The 19,149-nt window shown below is 43.3% G+C and carries 21 protein-coding genes and 2 pseudogenes; 16 read left to right on the top strand and 7 right to left on the bottom strand.

Annotation, left to right across the window (positions count from 1 at the left end):
• Positions 1 to 130: 130 nt before the first annotated feature.
• From OQJ75_RS09300 to OQJ75_RS09315, 4 genes and pseudogenes are all read left to right on the top strand, one after another.
• Positions 131 to 1,378, top strand: a complete 1,248-nt coding sequence (locus OQJ75_RS09300; RefSeq protein ID WP_265972745.1) for a paraquat-inducible protein A — start codon at positions 131 to 133, stop codon at positions 1,376 to 1,378.
• A gap of 24 nt (positions 1,379 to 1,402) precedes the next feature.
• Positions 1,403 to 3,028 carry an intermembrane transport protein PqiB gene (pqiB, locus tag OQJ75_RS09305; protein WP_265972746.1) on the top strand — a complete coding sequence of 542 codons (1,626 nt, stop codon included), beginning with the start codon at positions 1,403 to 1,405 and terminating at the stop codon, positions 3,026 to 3,028.
• Entirely contained in the window at positions 3,028 to 3,531 is a 504-nt protein-coding gene (locus tag OQJ75_RS09310; RefSeq protein ID WP_265972748.1) for a PqiC family protein, read from the top strand. Before pqiB ends, OQJ75_RS09310 begins: the two co-directional genes overlap by 1 nt.
• Before the next feature lie 120 nt (positions 3,532 to 3,651).
• Positions 3,652 to 3,887: pseudogene (locus tag OQJ75_RS09315) on the top strand (hypothetical protein).
• A 193-nt stretch (positions 3,888 to 4,080) separates the two neighbouring features.
• On the opposite strand, the gene OQJ75_RS09320 reads toward OQJ75_RS09315, so the two are convergent.
• Positions 4,081 to 4,500, bottom strand: coding sequence for a BLUF domain-containing protein (locus tag OQJ75_RS09320; protein ID WP_076645444.1), 420 nt, complete (start codon positions 4,498 to 4,500; stop codon positions 4,081 to 4,083).
• Between the two features lie 204 nt (positions 4,501 to 4,704).
• Positions 4,705 to 4,896, bottom strand: coding sequence for a hypothetical protein (locus tag OQJ75_RS09325; RefSeq protein ID WP_004734640.1), 192 nt, complete (start codon positions 4,894 to 4,896; stop codon positions 4,705 to 4,707).
• 529 nt (positions 4,897 to 5,425) lie between these two features.
• Here OQJ75_RS09325 and OQJ75_RS09330 point away from each other — a divergent pair.
• From OQJ75_RS09330 to OQJ75_RS09365, 8 genes and pseudogenes are all read left to right on the top strand, one after another.
• Positions 5,426 to 5,851 carry a hypothetical protein gene (locus OQJ75_RS09330; RefSeq protein WP_004734639.1) on the top strand — a complete coding sequence of 142 codons (426 nt, stop codon included), beginning with the start codon at positions 5,426 to 5,428 and terminating at the stop codon, positions 5,849 to 5,851.
• 236 nt (positions 5,852 to 6,087) lie between these two features.
• The gene (locus OQJ75_RS09335) at positions 6,088 to 6,900 is read left to right on the top strand and encodes a hypothetical protein (protein ID WP_265972749.1); all 813 of its coding nucleotides are present in this window, start codon (positions 6,088 to 6,090) and stop codon (positions 6,898 to 6,900) included.
• Positions 6,901 to 7,023: 123 nt separating this feature from the next.
• Positions 7,024 to 7,275, top strand: coding sequence for a TIGR03643 family protein (locus tag OQJ75_RS09340; protein ID WP_265972750.1), 252 nt, complete (start codon positions 7,024 to 7,026; stop codon positions 7,273 to 7,275).
• Between the two features lie 65 nt (positions 7,276 to 7,340).
• Positions 7,341 to 7,736 (top strand): DUF3465 domain-containing protein, encoded by a 396-nt coding sequence (locus OQJ75_RS09345; RefSeq protein ID WP_265972751.1) that lies wholly within the window; start codon positions 7,341 to 7,343, stop codon positions 7,734 to 7,736.
• A 122-nt stretch (positions 7,737 to 7,858) separates the two neighbouring features.
• A pseudogene (locus tag OQJ75_RS09350) lies at positions 7,859 to 8,322 on the top strand (GNAT family N-acetyltransferase).
• A 14-nt stretch (positions 8,323 to 8,336) separates the two neighbouring features.
• On the top strand, positions 8,337 to 9,092 hold the full coding sequence (locus tag OQJ75_RS09355; protein WP_265972752.1) for a nucleotidyltransferase domain-containing protein: 756 nt from the start codon (positions 8,337 to 8,339) through the stop codon (positions 9,090 to 9,092).
• Between the two features lie 150 nt (positions 9,093 to 9,242).
• Entirely contained in the window at positions 9,243 to 9,752 is a 510-nt protein-coding gene (locus OQJ75_RS09360; RefSeq protein WP_265972753.1) for an RDD family protein, read from the top strand.
• A 30-nt stretch (positions 9,753 to 9,782) separates the two neighbouring features.
• Positions 9,783 to 10,175 (top strand): NUDIX hydrolase, encoded by a 393-nt coding sequence (locus OQJ75_RS09365; protein WP_265972754.1) that lies wholly within the window; start codon positions 9,783 to 9,785, stop codon positions 10,173 to 10,175.
• A 153-nt stretch (positions 10,176 to 10,328) separates the two neighbouring features.
• Here the strand turns inward: OQJ75_RS09365 and rplY are convergent, their stop codons facing one another.
• On the bottom strand, positions 10,329 to 10,607 hold the full coding sequence (gene rplY, locus OQJ75_RS09370; RefSeq protein ID WP_017060373.1) for a 50S ribosomal protein L25: 279 nt from the start codon (positions 10,605 to 10,607) through the stop codon (positions 10,329 to 10,331).
• A 367-nt stretch (positions 10,608 to 10,974) separates the two neighbouring features.
• Between rplY and OQJ75_RS09375 the strand changes: the two genes are divergently transcribed.
• The 3 genes from OQJ75_RS09375 (at position 10,975) to OQJ75_RS09385 (ending at position 13,615) form a co-directional block, all read left to right on the top strand.
• Positions 10,975 to 11,703: a glycosyltransferase family 2 protein gene (locus OQJ75_RS09375; protein WP_265972757.1), complete on the top strand. Its 729-nt coding sequence runs from the start codon at positions 10,975 to 10,977 to the stop codon at positions 11,701 to 11,703.
• Between the two features lie 14 nt (positions 11,704 to 11,717).
• On the top strand, positions 11,718 to 13,025 hold the full coding sequence (locus OQJ75_RS09380) for an LssY C-terminal domain-containing protein (RefSeq protein ID WP_265972758.1): 1,308 nt from the start codon (positions 11,718 to 11,720) through the stop codon (positions 13,023 to 13,025).
• A gap of 209 nt (positions 13,026 to 13,234) precedes the next feature.
• The gene (locus OQJ75_RS09385) at positions 13,235 to 13,615 is read left to right on the top strand and encodes a VOC family protein (RefSeq protein WP_265972759.1); all 381 of its coding nucleotides are present in this window, start codon (positions 13,235 to 13,237) and stop codon (positions 13,613 to 13,615) included.
• A gap of 105 nt (positions 13,616 to 13,720) precedes the next feature.
• Here the strand turns inward: OQJ75_RS09385 and OQJ75_RS09390 are convergent, their stop codons facing one another.
• The 4 genes from OQJ75_RS09390 to OQJ75_RS09405 all read right to left on the bottom strand — a co-directional run bounded on the left by OQJ75_RS09390 (position 13,721) and on the right by OQJ75_RS09405 (position 18,230).
• The gene (locus OQJ75_RS09390; protein WP_132763692.1) at positions 13,721 to 15,070 is read right to left on the bottom strand and encodes an ATP-binding protein; all 1,350 of its coding nucleotides are present in this window, start codon (positions 15,068 to 15,070) and stop codon (positions 13,721 to 13,723) included.
• Positions 15,071 to 15,198: 128 nt separating this feature from the next.
• Positions 15,199 to 15,858, bottom strand: a complete 660-nt coding sequence (locus OQJ75_RS09395; protein WP_004741316.1) for a response regulator transcription factor — start codon at positions 15,856 to 15,858, stop codon at positions 15,199 to 15,201.
• Between the two features lie 61 nt (positions 15,859 to 15,919).
• The gene (locus OQJ75_RS09400; RefSeq protein WP_265972764.1) at positions 15,920 to 16,318 is read right to left on the bottom strand and encodes a PepSY domain-containing protein; all 399 of its coding nucleotides are present in this window, start codon (positions 16,316 to 16,318) and stop codon (positions 15,920 to 15,922) included.
• Between the two features lie 169 nt (positions 16,319 to 16,487).
• The gene (locus OQJ75_RS09405) at positions 16,488 to 18,230 is read right to left on the bottom strand and encodes a DEAD/DEAH box helicase (protein WP_265972765.1); all 1,743 of its coding nucleotides are present in this window, start codon (positions 18,228 to 18,230) and stop codon (positions 16,488 to 16,490) included.
• Positions 18,231 to 18,327: 97 nt separating this feature from the next.
• On the opposite strand from OQJ75_RS09405, the gene rsuA reads away from it, so the two are divergent.
• Positions 18,328 to 19,023, top strand: coding sequence for a 16S rRNA pseudouridine(516) synthase RsuA (gene rsuA, locus OQJ75_RS09410; protein WP_017060380.1), 696 nt, complete (start codon positions 18,328 to 18,330; stop codon positions 19,021 to 19,023).
• Positions 19,024 to 19,149 lie beyond the last annotated feature (126 nt).

Genomic DNA, 19,149 nt, shown 5'->3' on the forward strand with positions numbered 1-19,149 from the left:
TTTTATCTTTCCACCTCTCATTTCTAATATATCGCTATCTTTTCATTGTGTGCAGATTGGCAAAAAATCCAACCCTTACTTATATTTACCTAGAGTGTCTAGTTGCTTATTAACATCAAAGGGGACGTCTTTGCCTGAACGCTTTACCAAGTCATGTCACGAATGCGGGCTGGTTAGTCAGTTTGAAGAGTTGTCTGCGGGCAGCGAAGCGTCTTGTCCAAGATGCTCCCATACCTTGTCGAGTGTTGGGCATCACAAAGAGCAGGGTGTGATGGCTTATGCGGTCGCCAGTCTTATTACGTTGATAATGAGCCTCACTTTTCCTTACATGTCGTTCAGTGTTCAAGGAATTAGCCAACAAATTACTTTGTATCAAGCTGTCGATATGATGAATCGAATGGACAACAGCCTGATCGCCATCTTACTTTTTTTGGCCGTCATTCTTTTACCTGCGTACTTTTTGGTTTTATCTCTCTGGTTCTATCTGCTTGTTGACCGAAATAAACATGTTCATTACGCATCCAATCGTTTTACGTTTTTGGCTTTGAAGTCATTAAGTTGGGCAAAGCCATGGTTGATGGTCGATGTGTTCTTAATTGGTGTGTTGGTGAGCTTGATTAAGATAGCGTCTTTGGCTGATGTATCCATGGGCCTGTCGTTCTGGGCGTTTTGCATTTATGCCATGCTGGTGGTAAAGACGATATCTTTGGTGGACTTTGATTGGTTATGGGATCGCTTAGTACCAACGAAAAACTCACAAGATCAAATGGTAGGAAGCATCTTTCAAAATAAGCAGCATCTAGCCTGTCACATTTGCGGACAAGTACACAGCTACAGTGAGAGTAAACATCACTGCTCACGCTGCCACACGCACTTACATCGCTTTGAACCAATCAAAAACCTACAGATAGCGTGGGCGCTGTTGTTTACTTCGGTGGTGTTTTATATCCCCGCTAACTTGTACCCGATGATGTATACCTCGGCTTTTGGAAGTAGCGAGGGCTCAACCATCATGGAAGGGGTTATCTTACTTTGGAATATGGGTTCATACCCTGTGGCACTTATCATTCTTATTGCGAGTGTTTTTATCCCAATGGCGAAGATGGTCGCTTTGGCTTATTTGTACTGGAATGCCAAAAGGGTGCATGGGCTCACCGAGCAAAGGGCGAATCGCTACTTAAAGCTCTACCGCGTGACTGAATTTATTGGCCGCTGGTCGATGATAGATATTTTCGTAGTCGCTATCTTGGTGGCATTGGTTCAATTGGATGGCGTGATGGCTATTTATCCAGGTCCAGCGGCTCTGTCGTTTGCGTCGGTGGTCATCTTTACGATGTTGTCGGCGATGATTTTCGACTCCCGAATTATATGGAAGTAATCTCCCCAAAGAGGTGTGGGACATATGGAAAAGCAAAATACTTCAGATGCAAAAGTATCAAAAAAGAGCGAGCTGTCGCCAGTCTGGATAGTACCGATTATTGCGGTGTTAGTCGGGTGTTGGATGCTATTTCAATACTTCAACAATCGTGGGCCAGAGATAACTTTAATCTTACCTGACGCCTCGGGGATTGAAGCGGGAAAAACGGCGATTAAGTCTAAGAATGTCCATGTGGGAACCATTACCGATGTCGCTTTGAGTGAAGACTATGAATACATCATAGCGAAGGCACAGATCGACAAGAAAGCATCTCGCATGATTAATGCAGACACTCAATTCTGGGTCGTTGAGCCACATGTTGGTACCGATGGTATCAGTGGCCTAGAGACCATTTTGTCGGGCTCTTATATCGAGTTAAAACCGGGTAAGTCGAGCGAGTCTCAGTTGAAGTTTGATGTGCTCGACACGCCACCTGTCGCGGGACCTGATACAAAAGGTATTCGTATTGTGGTGTCACATCATAAGGCGAATCAACTTAATGTCGGTGAGCCCGTGTTGCACCATGGTTTCGTTGTAGGACGTGTGGAAAAAACGAGTTTCGATTACCAAAAGAAAGAGGGCAAATACCAACTGTTTATCTTCGCGCCTTATGACGGGCTGATCTTCGAAAAGACTCAGTTCTGGCTCTCTTCTGGCATCGATGTGCGGTTTGGCGCGAATGGTTTAGACGTCAACTTTGCATCGATCGAAAGCATCTTGACAGGTGGGGTGAGCTTTGATGTCGCGGAGAGCATTAAGCCGGGAGCACAAATCAAAGAAAACCTACACGAGTACACGCTTTATGATAACTACGATGCGGTATTACAGGGCAAATACACCACTTCTATTGATTACGTATTGTTGTTTGAAGAGTCAGTCAGAGGTCTAAAGAAAGGCGCTCCCGTGGAGTATCGTGGTGTTCGAATTGGTACCGTGGATACAGTGCCGTTACAGATTCGCATGGATAAAGACGGCAAAGTCTCGAATCGCATTCCTATCTTAATCAAGCTGGAGATAGAACGAGTTTCAGAAGTCTTTAAGGCTGTGAATGCTGAAAGCTTTGCCAAACGAGTCGACCTTCAAATGGGAGAAGGTTTAAGAGCGACTTTGAAGACGGGCAACTTGCTTACAGGCGCATTGTTTGTCGATATAAACTTCTATGAAGACGAAGAACCTTACGAGCCAAGAGAGTTTGATGGTTATCCTGTCTTCCCTGTTGTGGCTGGTGGCCTGACCGAGATTCAAAAGCAGATCACAGACTTCTTAACCAAAATTAATGAACTTCCGTTAGATGCCACGGTGGCTAACTTAAATGGCTCGCTTGCTTCGTTAGATAGCACCCTAAAGAGTATGGATGAACTGCTGGATAGTGAGGGCGCAAAAGCGTTACCAAAGGATCTCAGTGAAACCATGAAGCAACTTGAGACGACATTAGAGAGCTACGACGATGATTCCGACGCCTACAAGCAATTGATCAGTGCATCTGAAGAGTTAGAACATGTGTTAAAAGAGCTTCGCCCACTGATTAAAGTGCTGAACGACAAACCGAATGCGTTGGTGTTCGGTAGCGAAGTAGAAGAAGACCCGATTCCAGTTAAGGGAGTGGAATAATGAGAAAGCTATTTATATCACTTATCGCGCTCCTCGGGCTTTTAGGGTGTTCAACGCCTACTGATGGTACTAACGCCTACCTCTTGCCGGAAAGTACGCTAGATAAACCGATCTTTAAGGTTAAAACGAGAGTGGAGCTACCAGACTATCTCGACACAATAGGGATTGCGTATCGCAAGTCTGAAAATGAATTGGTGTCTGCGCGTAAACACGTTTGGGCTGAGAACCTTGAAGGGCTGCTTGAAGAGCGGGTCAATACTTCTGATAGTTCAGGAGAGCCCGAAAGAGAGTTGACGATAACCTTTGAGCAGTTCAATGGTTCTTATACCGGAAACGCAGAAGTGAAAGGAACTTGGGTATTGAGCGACCAAGATACAGTACTTGCACGTGCCGACTTCGAATCTAAAGTACCCTTGAAAGAAGCAGGTTATGAAGCGCTTGTTGAAGCCCTAGGTGAAGGGTTAGATGAGGTGTTATCTGAGATACAGACGCAATTGCCTTAAAGCTAATTCTTAGGGCTGTTTTCAATTTGGTAAATCTCGGTTTTCCTCATTTGTTTGGTTGTTGATGGCTAAAGTAACTCTATCGAAAGAAAAACGAATGATGAAATACAGAGGTGACGTATGAACAAGTTAATCGCACTAGGCTTATGGCTTTTTCCATGAATACTGCGTTGGCGGCAGACGGCAATTATACAGGTACAATCGACATGAACCTAACTGTGCCAAATAAGACTAATGTAGAACGTGTTGAATCAGAACCTGTATTACAAGGTCGCAATGAAGCATCTTCTGGTGGTTTGAAATTCCAAATTGATATACAAGATCAAGCGATTGAGTTGACTGGTCGTCGAGATTAATCAAGAGCGTTAAACTTAATTGTTGAAGAGTCCGAGTTGAGCATATTGAAATGCTCAACTCGGACTTTTAAGTTTAAATTCTTGTCCTAAAATAAAAGGTGAGATGCACATCTAAACTTTTATTAAACTCAAAATGACAAAACTTTATTTGGTCGCAGGTTCTTCTATAATAATCGTTCCAAGTTGAGTTTTGTCACTCAGATGGCAAATTCTGTTTCAACTCTAAAAGCATTCGGTAAGCACTTTCGCCAGACATTTCATATGGGTTAAATTGGTCTGACGTTGAAAACTGTAAGTTCAACAGATCGGTTAAATTGGACTGCGGAATGTCTCCCATCGACCAATCTCCAAATTCTCTACTATCAATCTCTTTAAAATAAAGTATTGCGACGTGATTGTGTCTCTCGTCGTTAAGAATATGATTGTACGTGTGGTTAACGGCCTCTCTAGACCCTTCAATACACTGAAGAAAGTACTTTTGATTATGGCTGAGAAGCCCCGTTAAATGGCTTTGCCGATTATGATCTCGCGAGATAGCGAGTATCTCCTCCAATGCTTTGGAATCACAACATTCGGAAAGCGTACTGACATAAATTAACCGAGTTAGGAACATAGGCATCATTTCGAATTTTTGTTCAAAGGGTATTAATAAATATAAGCCAAGCTCATGGAATTGCGAGTTATTGATTTAATTGTCACTCGGTGGCTTTTGAAAAGAAGAGGATGGGGATGAAGTAGAAAATGGCAGGTCGCAAGATACGCTAAAATGACTCGAATGTTGGCCATTCATTATTTTAGCGACCTGCTTGTGAGCTCGTTAGTTGTTTAGAATTGAAATCGATTCAACGTTTGAAGACGCATCAAAACGAACATTGACCAACACACTCTCTCGTTCGAAAGTCACATCATCAAAGTCAGTAGCCGCGATCTTGAATCCATTTCTTGCGAATAAACTCGTCACTGTTGTTCGTTGTTTCTGTTCCATAGCGCATGTCAGTAGTTCATTCATCGTGACCTCCATTAGGTGTAACCGTGTGCATAATGTAAGCGTACAGTCTCTTTGTTATGAGATCAATTGCTCAATCGATAAGCTATGTTGATATGTTCAATTGAATGATTTTGGTATTCAAAAAATCAATGCTCAAGAGGGAGGGTGGTTGTTCTGATTATGGAAGATGGAGCGTTATGTGACCGTGGTTCAGCATTCCTAGAGCGTGAGATTCATTGCAAAAATCTCTTTGAAATAAGTAGTTACAAAGCAGGGTGAACCATGCCCGCCGTTTAGTATGTTCGGTCGATTATCGGAATCACTATCGGCCTATATCTAACTTAACCAAAGTACACCGATTTATGATGAGTAGATTCCTTAATAAGCCTTCTTTCTATTGAAATTTAACATGTAAAATAGTGTTGTTATAAGTGTTATTAATTGCATAAGCTTGATTTTAATATTAGTTTGATTTATAAAATAAGCACTCGTTCATTAACTTCATGATTATATTAGTTTTTACTAACCTTTAATAACATGGAGAAAGGCGATGAAAAAGAATCAAACACGCAACAGGTTAGCGAATTTAGTGCGACTTCGTAGGTCATACAAAGCATCAGATTTTCTGGTGAGCTCTAACGAACTCCGAGTTAAGAAAGATGTGTACAGCTTACGTAAAATCAAACAGTTAGAAATTCGTCAATTGGGTCTTAAAGAAAACGCAATCAATATTGTTTCGTTGGCTTTAGTTCTCTCGGCTGCGACTTGGGCATTTGTTCCTCAGTTCGGTTTACCGATGCTTGCACTGACCTTTATCTTGGCGTTTGTTACATGGCGAAGATATGAGTTGCGTGCAGAGTTTAAAGGAGCCGATGAAACTGGCGACCATTGGGTTTCCGTGGCACGCGGTTGTACTCGCGAAGAGTTCAAAGTGTTGAAAAACGTTGAATTGGCTTTGCGCGATCAGGTGTCTTAATACTTTAGATTTCTTCGTATTTGGGCCTTGTTAATGCCAGGGTCTTATAACCGTTAAGCTCCCATAATCAATAAAGCTCGTCATTGCATGGCGAGCTTTTTGTTTTCTGAAAAACACAGATAGTGTAGGTTACTTTGAGAGGCCAATGCTTATATGTGTAATGGTGATTGATATGAATCTTAAGTCACGGCATTTGTGATGCTCTTTGTGGTTTTGAATATAGGGAGAGGGTGGAAATGAATACACGAGTCAGTGAGAGTTCTTTTAAAAGGCTCATCCAGTTAGTTGGTTGTGTTTTGATTATAGTGTTGAGCAATAGTCGACTCTCCAATGCTCAAAGCATCGAGTTTCCTACTTGTGCGAAGAGTGAGGTTTTGAATACAGAGATCCATCTTTATGTTGATGAATCTGTATTAGCCGAATATTCCAAAGCATTTGTTGCCTCTAAAATAGCGACATGGGAAAGCTATTCGAATCTGGTGTTGAAAAACTCCTGCATTCCTATGACGCGAAAAGTCACCAAGGTGATTTATACGTCTGAAATCGACAGCCTTTGGTTTCAAGATTTGGGCGCAGCAGAGAGGTTATTAAAACTCTCGATGGAAGAACCGATTCCAGAAACAACAGAAGACGGCGTCCCCATTTTTACTGGGATAGTATTTTCTAATTATAATTTTAGCTTTGAGTCTGATTATTGTGGTATGTCATCTTCTGTATCCTACTTTTTTTCTTTAGCGATAAACTGCCCTGATTACTTAATGGAGCATGAAATTGGCCATTTAAGTGGTGCTAATCATGACTACAAAACGTTATTGAAAGACTTTGATAGTATTGAAAGTTACATTTCTGGCAAGTATCCAAGAGCTCCTCAATATTCCTTCGGTGCAATTTGTGCTGACAGAGGGACAGTGATGTCTTATGAGCGAGATGTTATACCTGCTTATTCCAGCCCGGACATCAGAATCGATGGCATAAAGTGCGGGGATAGCAAATACCACAACAATGCGAGAGTGCTTAGAGAATTCGCACAAGCTTATTTAACCCCATGATTGCCTCGCTGCTAGCCTGTTGTTTTATCGAACTTTATAAGTCGTGGAGTTCAAAGTGATCACCCTGTGATCTTTAAATCTAAGACGAGCGTATTTCTCCCAGTTTATAAAGGAAGAGTATGCATGAAATTATCTAAAGAGAGTGAATCAAGAATTATTGAAATGGCGTGGGAAGACCGAACGCCATTTGAGGCGATAGAGTTGCAGTTTGGTTTGAATGAGTCACAAGTAATTCGTTTTATGCGTAGTCATTTAAAGCTCGGAAGTTTCAAACTGTGGCGTGCTCGCGTCGCAGGCCGTGCGACAAAACATGTAAAACTTCGTAGCTCTGAAGTGTCGAGGGGTTATTGTCCTACTCAATATAAGTATCGTTAAGTAAGGAATTACTTAGCCAGCAATTCCAATGAATACCTCAATATGGAAACGACAGGAAAAAAGGAATGAGACAGTTTTTTGCTCTAGTTTTGGCAACATTTTGCATTGGTGTTGGTTATGTTCAAGCCAATGATATTCGTCTTAAACAAGCTTACGAACGTCATCAAAGCGATGTACAAGTTAGTGGCTCTGGTACAGTTTTTCGAATACTTCCAGATGATAATAAAGGCTCTCGACATCAGAAATTCATCTTACGATTGGACAGCAAACAAACTGTGTTAGTCGCACACAATATTGATTTGGCTCCTCGTATTCAAGATATAAGAAAAGGAGACCGAGTTGAATTCTATGGTGAATACGAGTGGAACAAGAAAGGTGGTGTCATTCACTGGACTCACAGAGACCCTAACAACCGTCACGCTCACGGTTGGTTAAAACACAATGGGAACCTATACGAGTGAACACCTCCGGGACCTACCCTTCCATGGTTATGAGTTAAAAAGGAATTTTGATGTTCAAACTGGAAACTGATAAGTTGGTGCTCCGAGATATGACGCTCGAGGATCAAAGCGCGTTTGTCGTTATGTCACAGGATGCGAAATATCAGCGCTTCTATGATGAGACTGATTGTGAGCCTAGTAAGTACCAACAACTCACCCAATTGTTTGTTGAACAGGCTGAGGAAGATCCTCGGCAGTCCTATCAATTAGCTGTTGAAAGTAAAGAGTCAGGGAAGTTTATCGGAACCGTGTGTTTACGACTTGAAGATAACCAGCAAGCTTCAATGGGCTGCGCTTTTGCGAGAGAAATTCAGGGAAAGGGCTACCTATAGAAGCGGCTAAAGCTCTGGCTGAGTTTGGGTTTTCAGAGTTAGGGGTTCATCGTATTTATGCGGAAACCATCAGCAAGAACTTGGCTGCGATTAAGTTATGTAAGGTGCTCGGAATGAGGCAAGAAGCGTATTTTAAGCAACACCGATTTTTTAAAGGGAAGTGGTGGGATACCGTTGTGTTGGCGGTTCTACGCTCTGAATGGGAAAAGGCATAACAATGGAAAGTGGCATGCAGAAGCTAGATAGAGGCCTAGACAAAGGCGGATTCATTCAAAATCTTTACTCGCCTGAGAATATCGCTCCTGAATTCCAAGATGTCGTGAATGCTGTTATTGACTCGTTGTTAAGTGAACTTCCGAACCAAATTGATGGCATCTACTTGTATGGAAGCGTTCCACGAGGGACGGCCATTGTTGGTCGTTCGGATTTGGATGTTTCTATAGTCCTCTCTAAGTCTGTTGGTCAAAAAGAAAAGGAAGTATTTAAGCGTCTTTCTGACACCATTCCCAAAGCATACCCCCAAGTGAGTAAGCTTAATATTGACCCTGGCTGTCTTTCAGAAGTTCTGCAGCCAAAAGAAAAATTCCATTGGCAGTTTTGGCTCAAGCATTGTTGCTGTTGTGTTTGGGGTAATGATTTATCTATTGAGTTTCCACAATACAAGCCCAGTATTGAAATCGCCCAAGCTCTTAATGGTGATTTATCGACTTTTCTTGAACAAATGGCCCCAAGCTTTGAAAGCATGAGTGATGCAGACGTTACTAAAGTGATTGGCAAGAAGTTAGTACGGGCGGCGTACTACTTTATCGCTGAGAAAGACGGAAGTTGGTACACCAACCTGAGCCAGTGTACTGCTGTAGCCAAGCGTTATTATCCAGAACAAAGTGACGATATTGAATTAGCGTATCAATACGCTCTCGGGCAATTAACCTCTAAAGTTGAAGCCTTGGAGTTGTATGAAAGGCTAAGCAAGAACTTGTCGTGAGCGTTAGTGAGCTTGCAAATCGGTGGGGTAAATCATTGGCATATGCATACCGCTTCGCATTTATTTTATAAATCATAGCCAGTTGAATGTATTAAAAACTGATGTGTTGTAGGGTCTGTGCTTTATTGCCAATAGAGACCAAGGACAAAGATGTACGCTAATAAGTATTCTAATTTTTGGAGACGCTTCTTTGCTATCTGGATAGATTCAATCGTATTTTTGCCTTTGGAGTGGATAGACGACTACGTACTTTCAGGCGTGATAAGTTCAGGTGGTGTTTTTGTTTGGGGAGTCGTGAATTCACTAATTGGTATCACTTACTACGTTGGCATGCATGCTAAATTTGGGCAAACAATCGGTAAGATGGTTACTCGAGTGAAAGTAGTGGATGTATCTGAAAGTCGAAACCTAACCCTCAAACAGTCTTGTATGAGAGATATTGTCCCAATCATGCTTATACCTTTTAGTCTTTATGCTTATGCGCAGCTGTCTTTCTACGGCCAGACTTGGGAAAGTTTAGAGCAAGGCCGAGTCTTTATTTTTGTTGGGTACGCAATGATCGGTTGGGTTCTTTTAGAGTTCATTTCCATGCTGTTCAATCACAAGCGCAGAGCGATTCATGATTTCATTGCAGGCTCTGTTGTCGTAAAGAAAGTCTAACTATCTAAACTTTTGTCTAAGGAAAAATCGATGGATGTCCATGAGTGTGTCTCTTTTATCTTGCTCAATGAATCACAAGTATTGTTAGAAAAGCGCAGCGATTCTAAGGACACTGATCCCGGCTTAATAACGATACCTGGCGGACATATAGAGCAGGGTGAAAATCAAATTCAGACATTGTTTCGAGAGCTTAACGAAGAACTAAACGTTACTCCAACTGAATACACTTATTTGTGTTCACTCTACCACCCAACAAAAGCGTTACAGCTGATTCATTATTTTGTGGTAACCCAATGGGAAGGTGAGATAACCGCACAAGAAGCAGACAGCATCGCGTGGTATCCACTGAACTCAGCGCCCGTTGGTATCACTGCTGATGGTGTTGCTTTACAAGAAGTAGAGCGGGTGAGGATGTTTCTCTAAAGCAGCGGTGACGTTTTTGAGGGCTCAAAAACGGTGAAACCCCGATGTTGGTAGCATCGGGGTTTCGAATTTCTAGATTTCTCGACTGGTAAGATCGATTATCTTTTCTATGCAGAAGGCTGGATTAATCCAATCTTATTCCTTGGTAGGGAATTAGATACGGATGAAGTCCATGTGCTCAACTTTTGGCTTGAACGCGTGACGTTGAACGTCTTGTGGCTTAACCTTAACTTCTGCGCCGTCAATCAGTAGAGTGATTGCTTCGTAGAATTCAGGCTTATCCATTTGGTTGATCACGTCAGCGTGAACAAGTTCGATAGCTACAGCTTCAGCTTCGCCACCGTAGATTACAGCTGGGAATTTACCAGCGTGACGTAGGCGGCGGCTCGCACCTTTACCTAGTTCAGTACGTACTACTGCTTCAAATTTCATAGTTTTACTCTCAAATTAGTAAAAATTAACTTCACACCTCAATGCGACCTTGAGTGTGTGGTAATGCTTAAACATAAAAGTTCATGCTTAAGCGAGCGCGGATACTAACATCACATTCCAATATGAGCAAGTCAGAAGCCCATCTCAAAGTGAATTTCCTTCGATAATGGGTTCGTTTGGAGATAAAACGTTCGCTAATGCTTGTTTAGCGCATTTTAACCCCTTTTACATCGCCATTCTTATCTATTTATATCACCGCTAAATCATCAAGTTAATGAACGGAAAATGAATGTTTGCCTAAGACTTGGTTAAGGCTTAGTTCGTTAATATTAGTGTTAATTAAACAGCAGAATGAATAGGTGAAAATATGGAACCGGTAAGCATTGTAGTAATTACGCTAAACGAAGAGAAACGCATTAGCCGCTTAATGGAAGAGTTGAGTGTGCAAACCCACCAAGATTTTGAAGTGATTGTTGTCGACTCGAACAGTGAAGATAACACCAGAGAAGTGGCGCAAGCTTATGAAAACGCGTTGCCAAAGCTAACTGTTCATTATATGGAAAATCGTGGTGTGAGCCTTGGCCGAAATACAGGTGCGTCATTGGCGCAATACAACAGGATCCTTTTCTTGGATGCTGATGTGAGCTTGCCTCGAAACTTCCTTGCGAAAGCGCTTTATGAACTAGAAGAGAAGAAACTTGAAGTGGCGGGTGTCTACATGAGCTCGAAAGGTTTGCCGCTTGTACACAAGTTTGGTTACGGGCTATTTAACGCAGGCTTGTTTACTACTCAGTTCTTTTTCCCGACGGCGATTGGCGCATGTATTTTCTCGACGAAACGAGCGCATGATGAGATCAGCGGTTTCGATGAAGAGATCGTACTGTGTGAAGACTGTGACTACGTAAAACGTGCGAGCAAAACATGGCGATTTAGATTCCTGAATATGACCTTTGGCTTTGACCCACGTCGTTTAGACCAAGATGGCGTTGTGAAGACAGGCTCTACTTATCTTAAAGCCAATGTAAGACGCTTCTTTAAAGGCGAAATGCGTAACAACGAGATGAACTACAAGTTTGGTCACTACAAAGAACAGTAAGCATTGAGGTTGTTATGTTTGATGGACTAGGGCTGTTTCTGGGAGCATTGGGTGATGCTCTCATTGGCCCAAACCTATTTGTACCGGGAGAGCCCTTTTTTATCGCAGCGGGCTTTCAACTGTATTCAGGTGCATGGATGGCGTTGGTTTTGGTAATGCTAGGTGGTTTACTTGGTGACCAACTCAGTTATTTCATTGGTTATAGATACGGTGTTAAGGCGCAACGAAGACTCATTAAGTTTCGTCCTAAAACCAAGAGACTAATTGCGCGCTGCCGCTATTTGGTTGCTCGTAAAGGTACATACATCATTCTTTTTGCTCGCTTATTAGGGCCTATCGCTTGGGTGGTGCCTTTTATCGCGGGTTCTCACCGTGTTAAATGGAGCAGTTTTACGCTGTTCTCTTCGATAGGTTTGTTGCTTGGTGGCGGTCAATTTATCGCTTGGGGCATGTTGTTAGCACACGGTGTTGAACAGTTTCCGTTACTGGGTGCGGTTAAGGTTTTTCTTACGGAACATCAAAGCTTATTGATTGGCTTAGTTGCGGTGTCGGTCTTCTTCGTTGTCGGCTACAAACTTAAATGGCGAAAGTTAACGTTGAAAACCAGTGCCTTTTTAGTCGCTTGGTTGTGTTACGCGAACTATGCTCATTTCTTCTGGAAAGCAGATGACTTTCAAGCACAACAAGCGACAGTACAAGTGAGCACGGTCGATTTACAACAAGTGACTTATAAAGCATTTCCTGGGCTGTCTCCTATTTATGACGCGCAAGCAATCAATGTCGTGTATGTTGGGGAATCGCCACGTAAACTAATGAATCAACTGGGTTGGATTGAGAACCAAACCTTCTCTCGAAACGAGATTGAGTGGACCCATTACCTTGAACTGCTTAAAGATAAGACGCCGCCCGTGTCTGACCTATATTGGCGCAATCAACCACAAGACATGGCGTTCCAACTACCGGGAAACTTGATGAAAAGAAGCCACATACGCTGGTGGAATGCTGGGCTAGACAGCAACAGCAATCAACCCAAGTGGTTAGGAGCAATCAGTTACGATGATGGTTTAAAAGTGACATCGTATTCTGGGATTGTGACCATACTTCATAAGATCGACCCGAATGTCGATGAAGAACGTGATAGGTTGGCTCTGCAAATTAAATCGGCTTACCCAAGCATCGAACTCGTTAATTTGCCTCTCGCCAATGCTGAAGCAATGAATGATCAACATGACTACTACACCGACGGAAAGATCTTGGTCATTGGCGCAAGCTCGTACAGTAATGAGCAACAGACCTTAGATGTTGCGGTGAATGATATCTAGCCTTTAGGTTTTCTGAATTTTGTCTAATACGAACTCTGTTTGAATGCTAAATTCAACAGGGTTCGGTCGTTTCTACTTGTTCATCTCTATCTATTTTGTTCATGCGGACTGAAGCCAACACTCTCTTTGAGTCATCTCCCGACTCTAACTTCGCCAACTTTGTCTATCCTAATTAAGGGTGAACAAGGGCGAAAGCTAAGGACAAAGTGATGCAAATGAATCCGGTTGGTTGGTTTGAAATCTATGTCGACGACATGGCAAGAGCTAAAACGTTTTACGAAGCGGTGTTTAAAGTGACGTTGGAGAAGTTAGATAACGAAACGGGCATCGATATTGAAATGTGGGTGTTCCCTTGCGAGATGGAAAAATACGGCGCGACAGGAGCCTTGTGTTCCATGCCCGACGTAAAGGCGGGAGGCAACAGCACTATGGTGTATTTCTCTTGTGAGGACTGCGCGACAGAGGCAAGTTTAGCAGCAGCGAACGGTGGTGTTTTGCAAGTGCCTAAAATGGCGATTGGGCAGCATGGTTTCATCAGTGTGGTTATTGATACCGAAGGCAATGTCATTGGTCTGCATTCGATGAGCTAACTCTGTTTGAGTTATAACCATATAAAGATAAATCAGGAGTTTGCGTGTGATCCGCAAACTCCTGATTTTTTACCAAAGGGCTAATGAGAGTATGAGTGTCTTGGTTTAAGAAGCCTGAGATACTTTTAGAACAAGGGATGCTTTCAAGCCGCCCATTGAGCTTTTACTGAGCGTTAAGCTGCCACGGTAACTGTGTGCCATCTCATTCACAATATTCAGCCCTAGACCTGTTCCGGGAGTGGTTTCATCGAGCCTTACGCCTCGCTTGGTCACTTGTTCGAGTTTCTCTTCGGGAATGCCTTGCCCGTCATCTTCAATAATCAACTCGACATTGCCGTCAGCCAATTCATTAGCGTGAACGCGAATAATGCTGCCCGCCCACTTGTAACTGTTTTCGAGTAAGTTACCGACCATCTCATCTAGGTCGGTTTTTTCGACAGCGACCTCAAGTTCAGAGTCCAACTCGTTGATCATTGTGACTTCATTGGCGGCATAAACTTTATCAAACGCCATCGAGATCGCTTCAACACGTTCACAAGGCGACGACTTCACTGAAAGGATGTTCATTGCACCCGCCATACGAGCGCGACCAAGGTGATAGTCTATTTGGCTTTGGATTTGTTGAATGGGTTGCTGTAACAGTTTCTTCTCGTTGTCGGGCAGCAGCTCGATTTCATTTTTCATCACCGATAATGGTGTTTTCAATGCATGAGATAGGTTACCCGCGTGGTTACGAGCACGTTCTAGTAATTCTTGGTAATGAAAGAGTAGGGCATTGAGGTCCGAAACTAACGGAGAGACCTCTTTCGGGTAGTTATCGCTTAGCCCTTGCTGTTCACCCTTTCTCAGCATCACCAACTCGCGCTGCATCTTACTAAGAGGTAATAGAGACCAGCTGACTTGAATACCAATTAACATTAGCACGCCAACGAACAACAACATCAGAATCAACCATACTTGCCCCGTTAGCTCAGCAAGAGTCGACTCTAATGGATCTTCATCTATACCAATGGTGATGGTGATAGGATCGCTGAGTGAAGGCAGGTAGATGTCTTGTTCGATGTAAATCAGCTTCTCTTTTTCAGGCCCTTTGATAGAGGTGTGAATAGGAGAACGCTTGATGGTGAGGTCCTTGTCCCATAGAGAACGAGAACGAATGATTTGGTCTTGGGTTGAGGCGCGCCAATAGATGCCACTGTAGGGTTGGTTAAACCTAGGATCAGACAGGCGTTCCGCCATGATAAGGTTACCATTATCGTTGGTTTCGATATTGGCGGTGAGCTCGTCCATGGTTAGGGAAAGCTGCTGCTTCATGTCATCGACCAGGTAGTCGTTCACCAGTTTCGGTATTCCGACACCTGCCGCTAATATCATCGCACCAAGCCAAAAAGCCGCAGCGAGGAGCAAGCGGCTTTTTAAACTGATGTTTTTAAGTGTTCGTTTCTTTAGATTCATGCATTTCAAGCCTGCCTTTGCCCACCGTTATTTGATTGTACTTCGATGATCAGAACAGGCTGTCCATTTAATTGGCTATTACACTGGGTCTCGTTGACGATTGCCTCTAGTGTAATTTAGATAGGGCGCTATTCAGCATTCAGTTGGTAGCCGAGGCCACGCACCGTTTTGATGATCTTTGGTGCAATTTTCTTACGGATTCGACCTATAAACACCTCAACTGTGTTTGAGTCGCGGTCGAAATCTTGTTTGTAGATGTGCTCAACCAATTCAGTGCGCGAGATAACCTTGTTTTGGTTATGCATGAAGTACGCGACAACCTTATATTCCAGTGCTGTTAGGCTTACGGCTTGGCCTTGCCATAAAACTTTAGAGCTGCGAGTGTCTAGGCTTAAATCACCAATTTGAAGAACTGGCGCTGCGCTGCCTGAAGCTCGGCGCAATTGAGCACGAATACGGGCAATCAACTCAACCATTTCGAATGGTTTAGTCAGGTAATCATCTGCGCCTGCGTTTAAGCCTTCAACACGCTGGGTTAAGGTGTCACGAGCACTCAAGATAATCACGGGTGTGTTAATGTTTTCGTCTCGGATACCTTTTAAAACGGTTAGGCCATCAAGCTTAGGAAGCCCTAAATCGAGAACAATCGCGTCCCACTCTTCTGAGGTCGCACGGTAGAGCGCATCAATACCATCTTGAGAAAGTTCTGGAACCCAGTCGGCTCCTTCAAGTGTTTCAATAATTTGTTGGCCCAAACGAGGTTCGTCTTCAACGACTAAAATTTTCATAATTGTTCTTCTTAATTCTTGTAATGATTCTTCGTTGTGCTGGATTATTCGTCGCGCTTAATTAGTCGCCGTGTTTAATTGCGTTTTTAAAGTTACGGCCTTCAATTTTTAGCATGTCCAACGTTTCGGCGTTGTATTCAACTTTGATGATGTTGTTTTGGAAGTTAATTTTTAGCTCATACACCCAAATATCATCATCTTCTTCTAGCTCGACTTTAATGATTCGGCCATGAAGATCGTTTTCTACCGCGGCATACATTTCAGAGAAAGGGCGAATATAGCCTTCTCGAACCGCTTCATAGACTTCGTCTTGATCTTCTTCGAATTCGATTCGGGTTCCTGCTTTGTGGACGTCTTGTACTAGGTCGTGACCATTATGATGTGAGTCAGCCCATACGCCAGCAGAAACAAATAAGCCTAAGCTTATAGAAAACAGAGAAATCATAGCTTTACTAAACATAGCGAATCCTAGAGAAGGTTGATAGCGTTCAGTATAAAAAAGTAATTCTGAACAGAAAGTGAACCTGATTAATAATGAGAAATTGATACCTAAAATTTGCGCTTAACAGCGGCGTAAGTTACGACAGACTAACCACCAAGTGTTAAGAACGTAAGACTTACCCTTAACCTCAACGTTGTTGTAGTTCGTCTTCGAATATCTTGTCTCTCATTTTCCAAAAGCGTCCAACTTTACGCGCAATCACGAATTGTGGTGGGCGGAATCTATGTTGGTGAGCAACCACTTTCGATGGCGACGTTTCTTCAAAAGGCCTGTGTCTATCTGCAAGGTGGGGGCGAACAAACTGGTCTTTGAAGTTTTGCTTCTGCTTCTTGGTAGTTAATGACCAAAATTCATGCACTTGCGCTTGGTTTTCGCCACGATAAGTGACTTTAAGCTGCGACTTCCCTTTATCATCCTTGAGTACATTGAGGTCCATTTCTAAACACTCAAACACTAGAGCATCTTTTAGATTGAGTGCCTCTTTGAGCTTTTTGTCTGGGTCAACCAAGGTGGCGTCGCACTCATGACAAATACGCGCGGCAATGTCGTTGTCCGCACCACATTCACCGCAATATTTCGCTCGGAAACGATAGTTGCAGTGTTCGCGTTCGCCCGTGTCTTCATCGGTAAAGTAGCCTTGGCATTTACGACCAAAGTGCTCAAGCAAGAAGCCATTACTGTCTAGTTTGCCCCAAAAGTTATTATTGAAGCCGCACGCCGGGCAAGGGATGGTGATGATTTCACTGTCTGAATCGGGTTTAGGGTCGCCCACTTCAGGTTGGTAAAGGTCGTAACTGTTGCCCGCATAGTCGAGCACCAAACACTCTTTCTTACCTGGAGATAGGCGTAAGCCGCGGCCAACGATTTGTTGATACAAACTGATGGATTCTGTAGGACGTAAAATCGCGATTAAATCGACGTGTGGCGCATCAAAACCTGTGGTTAATACCGATACGTTAACCAAGAACTTGATTTTACGTTCTTTGAAGTCGCTGATTATTTGGTCACGCTCGAGCGTCGGCGTGTCACCAATCACAATTGAAGCTTCACCTTCTGGCAATAAGCCGAGGATCTCTTGTGCGTGTCGAACGGTGGCAGCGAATACCATGATGCCTAGCTTGTCTTGGGCTAGATGAATAATCTGGTCGACAATCTGCGGAGTCGCTCGTTTCGATTGCTCGATAACCATGTCGAGTTCTGCTTCTTTGTAACGACCAGTGCTCGCGGGCTTTAACTGCGAAAAGTCATAGCTCAAAACGGGTGCATCAATCATGCGTGCTGGTGTGAGAAAGCCTTCGTCGAGCAGGTAACGAATCGGCAGCTCAAAGATACAGTCGCGGAAGAAACGTGGCTCATCTGAACGCACTTGACCGCGAGTGTGGTATTGATAAATCCAACCCATCCCAAGACGATATGGGGTCGCTGTTAATCCAAGCACCTTGATGCCAGAATTATTCTCGCGCAAGTGAGTGATCACTTTCTGATAACTACTGGTTTTTTCATCGGGAACACGGTGGCATTCGTCGATAACCAACAGTGAAAATTGGTTAGAGAATGAATCGAGATTTCGCACCACAGATTGCACCGAAGCAAACACGACTTGTTGGTCGGTCTCTTTGCGTCCTAAACCCGCAGAGAAAATCGAGCCTTTCAGCCCGTAACCTTCATACTTTTCATGGTTCTGTTCAACCAACTCTTTTACGTGAGCAAGTACCAACACTCGACCTTTCGCAAGTCTTGCCAACTCTGCAATCACAAGGCTTTTCCCTGCACCCGTCGGAAGCACGAGAACAGCCGGAGTTTGGTGTTTTCTGAAGTAATGAATCACTGATTTTACAGAATCAGCTTGGTACGGGCGGAGTGTATACATATCGCATCTTGTAAGAAGGAAAACAAATAGTGTGAAATAGCTCAACTAATTGAGCAAAGGTGACTATAATACCCGACTTAGATTAGTTGAGGTATTCATGCGTTTAGATAAATTTCTGTGCGATGCATTAGGCGTCACTCGAAGAGAAGCAACACACTTATTAAAATCCAAGGCAGTGACAGTAAATGATGTCATTCAAAAAAGCGGTTCACTCAAGGTAACTGAAGAGTGCGTTGTGGAATGGCAAGGCAATGAACTGAATGTTCACGGCCCACGTTACATCATGCTTTATAAGCCAGAAGGCTTTGTTTGTTCGCATGAAGATGGCGCAAATCGTATCGCGTTTGAATTACTTGATGAAATCAAAATGGACAAGCTGCACTTTGCTGGCCGTCTAGATATTGATACAACAGGTCTTGTGTTGATTACCGACGATGGTAAGTGGTCTCACCGTATCACTTCGCCAAAGCACAAGTGCGAGAAGACGTACCGTGTATGGTTGGTTGAACCTGTTGAAGACGATTACGTTGAAAAATTCAAAGAGGGCATCCAGCTTAAGAGCGAAGATGGCCTAACACTTCCTGCACACCTAGAAGTTCGTGCAGAGCGTGAAGTGCTGCTAACGATTCACGAAGGCAAATACCACCAAGTTAAACGTATGTTTGCTGCTCTTGGTAACAAAGTAGAAGCACTGCACCGTGAACGTATTGGCGAAATTGAGATGGACGAATCTTTAGAGTTAGGTGAATACCGTTACCTAACACAAGAAGAAGTCGATTCAATCTGGAAATAACCCTTTCGTTGTAAAGCCGACCATGGATAGCGTCGGCTGATGATGTTGACTGGTACTAGGAAAGTCTCAGCCAATCTTTGACTCGCGTATTCACGCGAGTCCCTAGCTCTATCAGTTGAACATTCG

The sequence above is a fragment of the Vibrio sp. 14G-20 genome, from assembly GCF_026241515.1.
Lineage (GTDB): Bacteria > Pseudomonadota > Gammaproteobacteria > Enterobacterales > Vibrionaceae > Vibrio.